This window comes from Streptomyces anthophorae (assembly GCF_049310305.1).
In the GTDB taxonomy this organism is placed as follows: Bacteria; Actinomycetota; Actinomycetes; order Streptomycetales; family Streptomycetaceae; genus Streptomyces.
The window spans coordinates 738,246-751,589 of the sequence record NZ_JBLWQQ010000001.1; the positions used below are offsets into that span (position 1 = coordinate 738,246).

Genomic DNA, 13,344 nt, shown 5'->3' on the forward strand with positions numbered 1-13,344 from the left:
ACTGCGTTACTGCGGCGGCAAGTTAGTAAGCGTTTAACCCTGTCGTCAATAGATCCGGGCAAGCATTGCCCGGGTGCCCTCCTTTCAACACACCGCTGATGCACGGGTTTTACTGATGTGACCTGCCAACTCGCGGATTCCGTTGCGCCTTTGGGTTGACGATCGCCCGGAGGCCTCCTTAGCGTTCGGTCACCTGATAGAACACGTTTACTGTCCGGAGGCAGGGTGCGTACCACTGACCAGGTGTCGACCGGGGCCGAGGCCTCGGCCACCGGCGCCACACCGCCCCCGAGGCGGCCCCGTACGGTTCTGGCGATGCACTCCTCGGTCGTCGACGACGTCTTCCCGCCCGCCGTGCGGGTCCGGCTCGAGGACGCCGCCGACATCCGGCCGCCGCACGTCCTGCGCGAGTTCACCAGCCCGCCGGCGCGCGCCGCCCTCGCCGAGTGCGAGGTGCTGCTCACCGGCTGGGGCTGCCCGCCCATCGACACCGCCGTGCTCGACGGGGCGCCCCGGCTGCGCGCGGTGATCCACGCGGCCGGCACCGTCAAGCCCTTCCTCGGGCGGGAGGCCTACGAACGCGGTATCGCGGTGTCGTCGGCGGCCGCCGCCAATGCCGTGCCGGTCGCGGAGTTCACCCTCGCGGCGATCATCATGGGCGCCAAACGGACCTTTCCGCTCGCCCATCTCTTCCGCACACGGCGCACCCACCGCACCGACGCCGACCTGGACCGGCACCACTGGCTCGGCACCCGCGGCCTCACCGTCGGCGTCGTCGGCGCCTCGCACGTCGGCCGCCGCGTGGTGCGACTGCTGCGCTCGCTCGACGTCGAGGTCCTCCTGTACGACCCGTACATCGAGGACACCGAGGCCGCCCTGCTCGGCGTCGCCCGCACCGACCTGGACACCCTGCTCGCCGCGAGCGACGTGGTCACCCTGCACGCGCCCGACACCGAGGAGACCCGGCAGCTGCTGGACGCCCGCCGACTGGACCTGCTGCGGCCCGGCACCCTGCTGGTCAACACGGCACGCGGCCCCCTCGTGGACACCGAGGCCCTGGTCGGGCACCTGGTCAGCGGTCGCATCGACGCCGTGCTCGATGTGACGGACCCGGAGCCGCTGCCCGCCGACCACCCACTGTGGGACCTGCCCAACGTCCTCATCACCCCGCACATGGCGGGCGCCCAGGGCAACGAGGTGGGGCGGCTCGGCGCGCTCGCCGTCGACGAGCTCACCCGGTACGCGCACGGCGCCCCGCTCGACCACCCCGTCCGCCTCGACGACTTGGAGCACATCGCGTGACCGGGCCCACCCCGCACGGCATAAGCTCTGGGGCGGGCGGAGCAGGAACGGCACGGCAGGATCACCAGGGGGTGGGCCGGATGGCCCGGCAACGATCGACGGCGGCCGGCGGCTCCGGCCACCGGGAGCAGCGCCGTGCGACGGTGGTCGACGTCGCCAGACACGCCGGTGTCTCGACGGCCACCGTGTCGCGCGTGATGAACCGCAACTACCCGGTCGCCGCCGCCACCCGCGAGCGCGTCGAAGCCGCGGCGCGCGAGCTCGGCTACGTGGCCAACGCCCATGCCCGTGCGCTCGCCGGGAGTTCGGGGCGCACGGTCGGCATCATCGTGAGCGAACTGATCGACCCGTTCTACGCGTACATCGCGCGCGGCGTCGAACGCGAGGCGACCGCGGGCGACCGGCTGTGCCTGGTGTGCTGCACGCAGGGCGACCCGCAGCGCGAGCTGGCCTTCATCGAGCTGATGCACGAGCGGCGGGCGGACGCGGTGGTGCTGGTCGGCGGAAGCGTCGACGATCCCGACTACCGCGCGGAACTCTCGCGCAGGGCGCATGAGTTGGCGGCGGACGGCGCCAAGCTCGTGCTGTGCGGGCGCCCCTCGCTCGGCGCGGGCGTGCCCACGGTCGACGTGGAGTACGACAACGAGGGCGGCGCCTTCGCCATCACCGACCACCTGATCACCCGGGGCCACCGGCGGATCCTCTACCTGGGCGGGCCGCCCGCCCTGTCGACGGCGCGCGACCGGCTCGCCGGACACCGGCGCGCGCTCGAACTGCGCGGCATCGACCGCGTCCCCGACCTCGAACAGCCGGGCGCCTTCGGCCGGTCCTTCGGCTACCGGCGGATGACGGAACTGCTGCGGGACGGGGCGGAGTTCACGGCCGTGTTCGCCGCCAACGACATCGTCGCCGCCGGAGCCGCGCAGGCCCTGGAGGAGGCCGGTCTGCGGGTACCGCAGGACGTGTCGCTGGTCGGCTACGACGACATTCCGGTCGCCCAGGAACTGCGGCCGCGCCTGACGACGGTCCGCATCCCGCTGGAGGAGATGGGCCGCCAGGCCGTACGGGTCGCGCTCAACGGCGGGGACGAGGACGACTGGCGCGCCCCCACGACCGGCGCGCTGCGCCTGGGGACCCACATCGTGGTCCGCGACTCCGTGGCACCCCCGGCGGCCGCACCGCGCGGCCGCGGCGGCCGCAAGCAGGACTGAGACACTCCGCGACGGGCCGGGCCCGCATCGGTCACGGCGCCTCGGCGGCACGTCCGACCGCACCTCCGGCTGCTCGATTCTGCTCGCTTCAGGGCCACTTGGCGTAGTAACGAGCAGAAAATCACGCCAGCACCTTGCCCCGGTGCAGCAAACGCTTACATGCTGTCGCCCAGTTCGCACGCACCACGTCCCACTCGTCCTTCCGACGTCCTTCGTCCCCTGGGGAGTCCCTGCATGCGCCCTGCCGACACGTCCCACGATCCCGCAGCCCGCCGCCCCGACACGCGCCCAGGTCCCGGTCCCGGCCCCGGCCCCGGACGACGCACCGTGCTCACCGCGCTGGCCGGCGCCGGTGCCGCCGGAGGCCTCGCTCTCACCCTCGGCGCGGGCTCCGCGCAGGCGGCCACCTCCACCTCCTCCGCGACCGTGCGACTCACCGCCCGCCCGTCCGCCGAGGCCGAACGGCTGCGCCTCGGACAGGCCCTGCGTGCCTCCGAGTTCCAGCCGAGCGGCCGCTGCGCCGCGGCGGGCACTCCGCTGCGCCTGGACGTGCAGCCCCACGACGACGTGCTGCCCACCGTGTGGATCGGCCGGTGGGACTACTACGCCGCCCTGACCGCTCCGCGGCGCTACCCGCTCAAGCCCGGCGCCAACACGGTCACCGACCCGCACGGCGGTCCCGTCTACTTCTCCCTCGAAGGCGACGGCGAGCGGGCCACGGTCGCGTTCAAGGGCGGCAGCGTACCCATGCCGGTCTTCACGCTGGGCAGCACCGAAGAGGCCGACTTCCAGAGCCAGTTGGACACCATGGCCGATGTGCCGGTCGTGGAGCTGCACGGCCCGCGCTCGATCGTGACCCTGACCCGCGAGGGCGCCCTCCTCTACCGCGACGAGAGCCACGCGGAGCTGCTGCGCCTCCTGGAGCAGATCATCGACGCGGAGTCGGCGATCAGCGGTCTCGACGGGTCCAGGCCCGTGCACAGGCCCAAGGCGGGCGGGTACCACTTCACCGAGGTGTCGGTGGTGCCCTCCGGTGTCGGCGCGTACGCCACGCACGGCTACAACGGCTTCCCGCGCGCCTACCTCGACCGGGCGACGACGGTGCACGGGCTGCGCACCCGCGGCTGGGGCCTCTACCACGAGCTCGGGCACCTGCATCAGCAGTTCGCCTACAAGCCCGCCGGGATGACCGAGGTCACCGTGAACATCTACTCCCTGGCCGTGCAGCGGGCCCTGGGGCAGCCCTCCAACCTGCTCACCGTGGACCCCGCGACAGGGCTGAACCCCTTCCAGTCGGCCCGCGCCAAGTTCGGCACGGACGGGCTCACGTACGAGAAGTCCTTCGGCGCGTACGAGAAGCTCGTTCCGCTGCGGCAGCTGGAGCTGGCGTTCGGCGACGCGTTCTGGCCGCGGCTGCACCGGCTTGTGCGCGAGGAGCGCCCGCAGTCGGACTCCTCGGACTCGGCCGGGCGCTACCGGGCCCTCGCCACGTACGCGAGCCGCGTCGCGGAGCGCGACCTCACCGACTTCTTCCTCACCACTTGGGCGTTCCCGATCGACGCTCAGGGGCGTGCGGAGCTTGCCGCGCTCGGGCTGCCGAAGCCGTCCGTCGACCCGGCCACGCTGACCGACTGACCCGAAGGGCGACCACCGATCATGCAGCTGAGCAGACGTCACACCCTGGCTCTCCTGAGCGCGGGCGCCGCGGCGACGACGCTTCCCCTCGCTCTCGGCGCCGGAGCCGCCACCGCGGCCGACGATCCCTACGAGCCGCTGCTCGCACGGGCTGCCGAGCAGCTCACCGGCGGCGAGGTCGATCCGGACGACCCCGACGTCGCCGCCGCGCTGACCGCCCTGGACACGCAGGCGGCCGGCTGGTGGAAGACGCTCGACCGCTCCGCCTCGCGCACGGCCCTGTGGTCCGATCTGACCCCGGCCTCCGATCCGGGCATGTTCGGCCAGAGCTACACGCGGCTGCGCACCCTCGCCACCGCCTGGGCGACCCCCGGCACCTCCCTGACCGACGACGCGGCCGTACGCGACGCGCTCCTCGACGCGCTGCGCTTCCTGGGCGACACCGGCTACAACGACACCCGCTCCGAGTCCGGCAACTGGTGGTTCTGGGAGATCGGCGCACCGCGCGCCCTCCTCGACACCTGTGTGCTGCTCCGCGCGCACCTCCCGGCCGACGACCGGTCCGCGTACCTCAAGACCGTCGCCAGGTTCGTCCCCGATGCCGACCGGCGCACCAACTCCCCCACGCTGGCCGAGACGGGCGCCAACCGCGCGGACAAGGCCGTCATCGTCGCCCTGCGCGGCCTGCTCGCCGGCGACGCGGACGTCGTCGCGCTGGCCCGGGACGGCCTCTCGGACGTGCGCGACAACGGCAAGAACAGCCTCTTCCAGTACGTCACCTCGGGAGACGGCTTCTACGCGGACGGCTCGTTCGTCCAGCACTCCTCGGTCGCCTACACCGGCACCTACGGCGGCGTCCTGCTCGGCAGCGCCGGACAGCTGATCGCGCTGCTCGCCGACTCGCGGTGGTCCGTCACCGACCCGGCGGTGAAGGTGCTGTACGAGGCGGTCGAGCGCTCCTTCGTGCCCGTGCTGTTCGACGGCGTGATGATGGACGCGCTGCGCGGTCGCGCCATCTCGCGCGAACGGGCCCGCGACCACACCGACGGGGCGGCCACCGCCTCGTACATCCTCCAACTGGCGGACGGCGCGCCGCAGTCGTACGCGGACCGCTGGCGCGCGACCGTCAAGGGCTGGATCCTGCGCAACAAGGACACTCCGTACCTGCGGCTCGTCGGCGTCCCCGCCCTGGCCCGCGCCAAGGCCCTGCTGGCCGACACGGCGGTGCGCCCCGCGGAGCGCCTCACCGGCCACTACGTGTTCGCCGACATGGACCGAGTGGTGCACCGGCGGCCCGGCTGGTCGTGCGCCCTGTCCCTGTCCTCCAAGCGCATCGCGGCCTACGAGGCGGGCAACGGCGAGAACCTGCACGGCTGGTACACCGGCGACGGCATGACGTACCTGTACGACGGCGACGACCTCGACGCCTTCGGTGACAGCTTCTGGCCGACGGTGAACCCCTACCGGCTGCCGGGAACCACCGTGGACACGCGCGAGCGCGCCGACCTGGGCACAGGGGCCGGAACCGGAACCTTCCGCCCGAAGAACGCGGTCGCGGGTGGCGCGGTGCTCGACTCCCGGTACGGGGCGGCGGCGATGGAGCTGATCGCCGACGGGTCGACGCTGCGCGCGAAGAAGGCGTGGTTCCTCCTCGACAACGCGGTCGTCGCACTGGGCGCCGGCATCACCGCGAGCGACGGCCGCACGGTCGAGACCGTCGTGGAGAACCGGAACCTGCACGCCGACGGCGCTCCCCTGCTCACCGTCGACGACCGGCCGCAGCCCGGTGAGCAGGGCTGGTCGGCGCGGCTCACCGATGCGCGGTGGGCGCACCTGGAGGGCACGGGCGGCTACGTCTTCCCGGCCGGCGGCCCCCTGCGCGCACTGCGCGAGGAACGCACCGGCACCTGGCGCTCACTCAACACCGGCGCGGACACCGGTGGTTCCACCACCCCGGTCAGCCGACGCTACGCCACCCTCTGGTTCGATCACGGCCCCTCCCCCGCATCCGCTTCCTACGCCTACGTCCTGCTGCCGGGCGCGACGGCCGCCACCACCGCCGCGTGGTCCCGCTCCACACCGGTGCGCGTCCTCACGAACAGCGCGACCGTCCAGGCCGTCGAGTCGTCCCGGCTCGGGCTGCTCGCGGCGCACTTCTGGGCGGCGGGTTCCGTCGACGGGCTGCGCGCCGACGGTCCTGGCACCGTGCTCGTCCGCCGCCGGGACGACGGCATCAGCGTCGCCGTCTCCGACCCCGGCCGCACCGGGACGACCCTGTCCGTCGAACTTCCCTTCCCCGTACGCCAGGTGGTCCGCGCCGACGACACGGTCTCGGTCACGCCGGGCCGCCGCCCGGTGGTCACGGTGCGCGTCGCGGGCTCGCGCGGCCACACGCACACCGCGGACCTCGCATAGCCCAGCCCTCCGCCCCGCCCGCCCCGACCGAGGAGCCCTCGAGCCACCATGCCCGCCCCGTACCTCTCCCTGCCGCCCACCGACCGCGTCCGCTCCCCGCTGACGGGGTGGACCCGGGCACACTGGGAGGCCCTCGCCGACCGGCAGTTGGCGGCGCTGCTCCCCTACGCGACGCCTGGGTTCGCGCAGTACCGGCTTCCCGGGCGGGGCAGCTGGTCGGGGGTGGTGCTCGACGGGCTCGAAGGGTTCGCTCGGACATTTCTGCTCGCCTCGTTCCGGATCGCGGGCGCGGGCACGGACACGACGGGGACGGGGAACGGGACCGAGGCCCCCGCCGTCTCCCACCTCATCGAAAGGTATACGCAGGGTCTGACAACGGGCACGGAACGTGACCACCCGGAGGCCTGGCCCGAACTCACCGACTGCTCCCAGCAGATGGTCGAGGCCGCATCGATAGCCATCGGCCTGCACGAGACCCGCCCCTGGATCTGGGACCGGCTCGACAGCCCGGTCCAGGAGCGGGTGGTGGACTGGCTCTCGGGCTTCGTGGGCGCCCGCACGTGGGACAACAACTGGCGGCTCTTCCAGGTGGTGGCGGAACAGTTCCTGGCCTCGGTCGGCGCCCCGTACAGCCAGAGCGACATCGACGGCGGACTCGACCGGATCGAGGACTGGTACGTCGGCGACGGCTGGTACAGCGACGGGGACGGCCGCAATTTCGACTACTACATCGGCTGGGCCCTGCACCTGTACCCGCTGCTGTGGGCGAGGATCTCGGGCCACGACGGACACGACGACGGCGGCCGCGCGAAGCTCTACCGGGAGCGGCTCGCACTGTTCCTGGAGACGTATCCGCAGTTCTTCGGCGCGGACGGCGCGCCCGTGCACCAGGGGCGCTCGCTGACATACCGCATGGCGGCCACGGCGCCCGTCTGGCTGGGCGCACTGGCCGACTGCACGCCTCTCGCTCCGGGCCTGACGCGCCGTCTGGCCTCGGGCACCGCACGGCACTTCGCCGAGCGCGGCGTGCCGGACGAGCGGGGGCTCCAGCCCCTGGGCTGGTACGGCACGCACCTGCCGACCACCCAGCCGTACTCGGGCCCGGCCTCACCGTACTGGTCGAGCAAGGGTTTCCTGGGACTGCTGCTGCCCGCCGAGCATCCGGTGTGGACCGACCGCGAACTCCCCCTGCCCGTCGAGCGGGAGACGCAGTACACGGCCCTGCCCGCGCCGGGCTGGCTGCTGCACGGCACCCCGCACGACGGCGTCGTCCGTCTCATCAACCACGGCAGCGACCACAACCCGCTTGACGGCCCCGCCGACGACGATCCGCACTACGCCAAGCTCGCCTACTCCACCGCGACCGCACCCGAGTCCGCCCCGCACGCCTGGTCCCGCACGGTCGACAACCACATCGCGCTGCTCGCCCCGGACGGCACACCGTCGCGCCGCGCCCGCATCCACCCCCTCACCTGCGAAGCGCGCCGTGCCGCATCCCGCCACTACGCCCGACTCCCGCACACCGACACCGAGTTCCCGATCGAGTCGACGAGTGTGCTGCACGGTCCGTGGGAACTGAGGGTGCACCGGGTGCAGGCCCCGGCGGGCGTCACCGTCCGCGAGGGTGGCCACGCGGTCGCCGACACCGTGCGGCCGGACACCGACCGGGGCCCGGGCTGGGCACTGGCCCGCACCGAATCGGGGCTGACGAGCGCGCTGATCGCGCTGCACGGCTGGGACACGGAGGCCGGGATCGCCCGCGAGGTGGAGGCGAACGCCTTCGGCCCCCACTCCGCGACCCCGTACCTGCGCTCACATCCCCACGCCGACGGCGCCGGCATCCACGTGTCCCTGGTGGCCCTCACCCGCGACGCGGTGCACCCGCAGGCGCTGCGGGAGGCGATCGAGTGCACGGTCGACGCGGCGGGCGAGGTCACGGTCACGTTCCCCGACGGCGAAGCGGTGACAGTGCCTCCTCACCCGATCCAGCGAGCGGCCGCCTCATAGATGGTGTCCGGGGAGCTGTTGAACGCGATGGCCGCGGCGGGCGCGTACCGCCGCACCAGGTTGACGACCAGTTCGAGGAGTTCGGCCTGATCGTCCGAGTGCCGCAGGCCACCACCGAGGGTGACGCACTCCCACCGCTGGGCCCGCAGCGCACTCCCTACGACGGCCTCGACGTCATCGCTCGCGGGTCGAACCCGATGACAAGAACGCGAAGTGCGGCAACCGTGTCCATGTTCCGTCGATACGCGCCGCACCCCGTTCCCCCGGGCGTCAGTGCGCAGCGCCCGCCGACCTCGACGCGAACGCGTTCACCGTCAACGCCAGGCACGCCGTGAGCCGTTTCCCGTACGGCACGTGCAAGGACTCGTTCGGGCCGTGGGCATTGGCGCCCGGGCCGAGGACTCCGCAGGCCAGGAACTGGGCCTCGGGGAACTGCCGACTCAATTGGCCCATCAGCGGGATCGTGCCGCCCTGGCCGATGCGGGCCGCGTCCGCCCCGTCGAAGCAGGCGCGGCTCGCCGCGGACAGGACCTCGCGGAGCCAGGGGCGTTCGGGCGGCGCGTGCCAGCCGTCGGCCAGGACCCGGTCGGGCGTGAAGCGGACCGACGCGCCGTGCGGGGGCGCATCCTCCAAGAGGCGTGTCACCTCCGCGAGCGCCTTCGCGCTGTCCACCAACGGGGGCAGCCGGAACGAGAGTTTGACCCTGGTGTGCGGGCGCAGCACATTGCCGGCCGACGCGATCGGGGGCAGCCCGTCCGCGCCGGTGACCGCCAGGCTGGGGCGCCAGGCGCGGGCGAGCAGCAATTCCTCGGGGTCGTGGGTGACGGGTCCTGTGCGGTGGCCGGTCTCGTCCGCGTGCCAGTCGAAGCGCTGCCAGACCTGGTCGCCGAGGAGTTCCGCCGCCTCGGCGACCTGGGCGCGGCGCTCGTCGGGCACCTCGCAGTGCAGGGCCTCGACCAGCACGTCGCCCGTCGCGCTGTTCTCCATGCGGTCCAGCAGATGGCGCACGATGCGGAACGTCGACGGGACGACGCCACCCGCGTCCCCGGAGTGCGCGCCGTCGTCGAGGACGCGCACGTCGAGCGTGCCGCCGCAGTGGCCGCGCAGCGACGTGACCAGCCACAGCCGTTCATAGTCGCCGGCGCCGGAGTCCAGGCACACCACGAGGCCGATCTCGCCGATGCGCGGGGCCAGTTCGGCGAACCAGTGGTCGAGGTCGGGGCTGCCCGACTCCTCGCCCGCCTCGAAGACGCCGACGCAGCGCGGGCGGGCCGCGCCCTGTGCGGCGAGGGCACGGACCGCGGTCAGGGCGGCGGGCAGCGCGTAACCGTCGTCGGCGCCGCCCCGGCCGAACAGCCGGGTGCCGTCGAAGACCGGTTCCCACGCGGACAGGCCCTCGGCCCAGCCCTCGCCCTCGGGCTGCTTGTCGAGGTGACCGTAGAAGAGGACGGTGTCCTCCGCGGTCGAGCCGTGGCCGGGGATCTCGAAGAAGACGAGCGGCGTACGTCCGGGCGCGCGCAGGACCTCGACCCGCAGGCCCGGCAGGTCCTCCACGGAGCGCAGCCACGCCGCCGCGGACTCCACGGCCCGGTCCAGGAAGCCGTGGGACTCCCACTGCGGGTCGTACGCCGGGCTGACCGCCGGAACGCGGATGTGTTCCCGCACCAGCGGAAGCACCTCCGCGTCCCAGCGCGTCGCGCAGAAGTCCCGTACGAATGCGGGGTCCGCGACGCGTGCCTGCTCAGGCATCGGCGAGCACCTTCGCGGCCGGGGCGAACGAGAAGCCGAGCAGGTCCTCGATCGGCGCGTACAGCTCGGGCATGTGCATCGTGGAGGAGAGGAGCAGGTTCGCCGCCGGGGCCACGAGGACGGAGACCTCCTTGCCGACCTCGACGTCGGCGGAGGCGAGCGGCTGTCCGGCCGCGTCGAACGTCGTGATCAGGTCGGGGAAGGCGGCCTTGCGCTCGCCGCCGGACTCGAAGGTCATGTACTCGTTGACGAAGTGCAGCTCCGTGCCCGCCGCGTCGTCGAGGACCGCGACGCCGATGTCCAGTCCCTCGCGCTGCTCGCAGCGGTACTCGCGGACGGTGCCGGTCACCGCTATCTCCCCGCCGAGGTGGGCGGCTGCGCCCGCCGGGCCATCCGCGAGGAAGCGGCGGCCGAGTTCGATGGCGAAGCCGATGGCGCCGGCGGCGCCGTTCCGAGTCGCGTACCCGACCTCGACCGGGTTGCGGGCCACGCCCACCCAGCCGCCCGCCTCGACCGATGCGCGGCGGACCACGTTGGAGGTGGCGTCGAGGGTGCCGGTGACGGAGCCTTCGACGTACGTGTGCGGCTTGCCGCCCGCGTAGCCCTGGTAGGAGCGGTAGCCGTCCAGCGCGTGCAGGCCCATCGCGCCCATCTGGCTGGAGGGGTGGGCGCGGCCGTTGCAGGCCAGGTCGATGACGGGCAGGCCGGTCATCGCGGAGTGGAACCAGCCGTTGATGGTGGTCTCGGCGCCGTTCTCGTTGGTATGGATGGCGACCAGTGGGGTCGGCAGGTCGCGGCGCAGCAGTTCGAGGGCGCGCAGCAGGTGGGTGGGCAGCACCTGCGGGTCGGGCGCGGCGGGCGCGCCGACCAGGGCGACGGTCGCGGTCAGGGCGTCGTCGGCGAACTCGTCGGCGCTCCACAGCTCGGGCGTACCCACCTGCAGGGCGAGTTCGGCGGTGCGCAGGCCCCGCTCGACGAATCCGCCGCCTCCGCCGCCGAGTACGGCTCCGCCGTAGACGGCGGCGTTGAGGTCGTCGTGCGTCAACTGTCGCTTCACAGGGGTCTCCTGGGTCGTTCTGGGTGTACGGGTGGTACGAGTGGTACGGGGGGCGTGGCAGCGCGGAGGGTTACTTCGTCGCCGTCCACACGCCGTTGCCGAACGAATAGAGCGCGTCGCCCGCGATCGCTCCGCCGGCGAAGATCTCGAGGTTCTCCTTGGCCTTGGGGCCCAGGACGCGCGGCGCGAGGACGCGGACGGCGAGGCCCGCGGCGACCATCCAGCCGGCCATGGGCGTCGTGATCAGCAGGCCGGTGGCGAGCATGATGCCGAGCTGGCGCTTCGAGCCGCCGATGAGCTGGATGACCGCGCCGGGGATCGCCCACAGGGCCAGCTGCTTGGCCGTCTCCACGGAAGGACCCGCCTTGATCGCGGCGACGTACGCGGCGTCGATCGGGGCGGTCTGCCCCTTGTCGAAGAACATCTGGTACGAGACGGCGACGACGACGATCGCGATGCCGAAGCCGACCATCGCGGCGATCAGCTGCTGGCGACGGCCCTCCAGTTCGAAGGCCGGGTCGGCACCCTCGCCGCGCAGCATGAAGCCGGCCTTGAGGTCGTAGCCCATGTCGGCGAAGGCGGGTCCGGTGGCCGCGGTGAAGCCGGAGAGGACGACAAGGGCCTCGGGCGGGAAGCCGACAAGGATGCCGAGCAGCAGGGTGATCAGGGCGATCGCGAAGGCGGGGAACCAGCCGGAGTGCATGGAGGCGATGCCGACGAGCAGTTCGTGCAGGAACGCGGCCACGGTGGCGTAGAGGACGAAGGCGATCAGCATGCCGACGCTCATGTGCGTGACGATGCCGGTGCCGAGCGAGAGCAGGACCGAGATGGCGAGGTAGGCGCCGAAGCCGAGGCGCAGCGACTTGCCGAGGCGCCGGGCGCCGTCGTCGGGGGCGCCGGCTGACACGGTGGTGGACGCGGTGGCCGCCTTGCGTGCCTTCAGTACCGTCCGGCCGACCTGGACCAGGGCGACCAGACCGGCGCCGATCATCATGCCGTGCGGCAGGTACATGGCGTTCAGGTCGAGGCCGAGCAGTGGCTCGGCGTAGCTGATGACCAGCAGACCCACGCCGAACGCGGCCATCGAGGCAAGCCCGCCGATCAGAGCGACACCGAACGCGGACATCGGCAGCGCGAACGCGGCTCCCGCCAGACCGGTCACCAGGCCGAGCCCCAGCACCCCTGCGCGCCGGCCGCCCTCGTCGCCCGCCTTGATGGCCTCGGCGGCGGCAAGTCCCGGGGCCCACGGGTTGCTCGCGGGGAAGGCCGGGGTGTCGTACATCCGGTACAGCAGCCAGGCGTCGACCAGCATCGCGACGGAGACGCCGACGAGCATCGGCACGATCATGTTGTCCAGGCCGAACAGGAACGGGATCCCGATCGGCAGGAACAGGCTGTTGGCCGCGCCGAAGGTGGCCGAGGAGATGCTCGTCTGCGCCAGGTTCTGGGCGTGCACCGAACGGAAGCCGCGGAAGGCGACGAGCGGGACGCGGGCCAGTGTCATCGCGGCGAGCGCGCCGATCAGCGATGTGCTCGGGGTGACGCCGAGGGTGGCGAGCAGCTGCACGCCCACGATCGCGCCGAACACGCTGAGCACCACGGTCAGGACCAGGTTGCCGGGGGCGAGCGCGCGGGGATGGCGGCGCGGGGCACCGCCCGTGTCGTGCGGGTCCTCGGCTTCGGCCGTGGGCGGCCGTGCGGTGTCGGCGTTGGTGCTCATGGGTGCTCCTGTTGGTCGGCGCCGGTCGGCGACCTAGCGGAGTTGCGGAGTACAGAACCTCGGAGTTCCATAATTTAGAACCAATTCCGAATATCTGGATCTGGATCATTCATAGTCCTTGGGTGTGCCGTCAAGCCCCTTCGAGGAGTTCTCACGATGTGAGCCGCACATGAGCCCGGCGACGGGGCGGATGCGGGCGGTGGCGCCCGAGCGCATACGATCGGACCCGGAAACGATCGGGGGAGGCA

Annotated in this window: 8 protein-coding genes; 5 read left to right on the forward strand and 3 right to left on the reverse strand. The window is 72.5% G+C overall.

Annotation, left to right across the window (positions count from 1 at the left end):
- Positions 1 to 315: 315 nt before the first annotated feature.
- The 5 genes from ACNYS0_RS03235 to ACNYS0_RS03255 all read left to right on the forward strand — a co-directional run bounded on the left by ACNYS0_RS03235 (position 316) and on the right by ACNYS0_RS03255 (position 8,570).
- Positions 316 to 1,302 (forward strand): hydroxyacid dehydrogenase, encoded by a 987-nt coding sequence (locus tag ACNYS0_RS03235; RefSeq protein WP_422482439.1) that lies wholly within the window; start codon positions 316 to 318, stop codon positions 1,300 to 1,302.
- 80 nt (positions 1,303 to 1,382) lie between these two features.
- Complete coding sequence (locus ACNYS0_RS03240) at positions 1,383 to 2,513, forward strand: LacI family DNA-binding transcriptional regulator (protein WP_422471096.1); 1,131 nt, start codon at positions 1,383 to 1,385, stop codon at positions 2,511 to 2,513.
- A gap of 234 nt (positions 2,514 to 2,747) precedes the next feature.
- Positions 2,748 to 4,148, forward strand: coding sequence for a M60 family metallopeptidase (locus ACNYS0_RS03245; protein WP_422471097.1), 1,401 nt, complete (start codon positions 2,748 to 2,750; stop codon positions 4,146 to 4,148).
- A gap of 21 nt (positions 4,149 to 4,169) precedes the next feature.
- Positions 4,170 to 6,563 (forward strand): polysaccharide lyase 8 family protein, encoded by a 2,394-nt coding sequence (locus tag ACNYS0_RS03250; RefSeq protein ID WP_422471098.1) that lies wholly within the window; start codon positions 4,170 to 4,172, stop codon positions 6,561 to 6,563.
- Positions 6,564 to 6,611: 48 nt separating this feature from the next.
- Positions 6,612 to 8,570 (forward strand): DUF2264 domain-containing protein, encoded by a 1,959-nt coding sequence (locus ACNYS0_RS03255; protein WP_422471099.1) that lies wholly within the window; start codon positions 6,612 to 6,614, stop codon positions 8,568 to 8,570.
- Positions 8,571 to 8,840: 270 nt separating this feature from the next.
- Here the strand turns inward: ACNYS0_RS03255 and ACNYS0_RS03260 are convergent, their stop codons facing one another.
- From ACNYS0_RS03260 to ACNYS0_RS03270, 3 genes are all read right to left on the reverse strand, one after another.
- Complete coding sequence (locus ACNYS0_RS03260; RefSeq protein ID WP_422471100.1) at positions 8,841 to 10,319, reverse strand: M20/M25/M40 family metallo-hydrolase; 1,479 nt, start codon at positions 10,317 to 10,319, stop codon at positions 8,841 to 8,843.
- Positions 10,312 to 11,376, reverse strand: a complete 1,065-nt coding sequence (locus tag ACNYS0_RS03265) for an S-methyl thiohydantoin desulfurase domain-containing protein (RefSeq protein WP_422471101.1) — start codon at positions 11,374 to 11,376, stop codon at positions 10,312 to 10,314. The genes ACNYS0_RS03260 and ACNYS0_RS03265 overlap by 8 nt, the downstream gene beginning before the upstream one ends.
- Positions 11,377 to 11,446: 70 nt before the next feature.
- Positions 11,447 to 13,096 carry an OPT/YSL family transporter gene (locus tag ACNYS0_RS03270; RefSeq protein ID WP_422471102.1) on the reverse strand — a complete coding sequence of 550 codons (1,650 nt, stop codon included), beginning with the start codon at positions 13,094 to 13,096 and terminating at the stop codon, positions 11,447 to 11,449.
- Positions 13,097 to 13,344 lie beyond the last annotated feature (248 nt).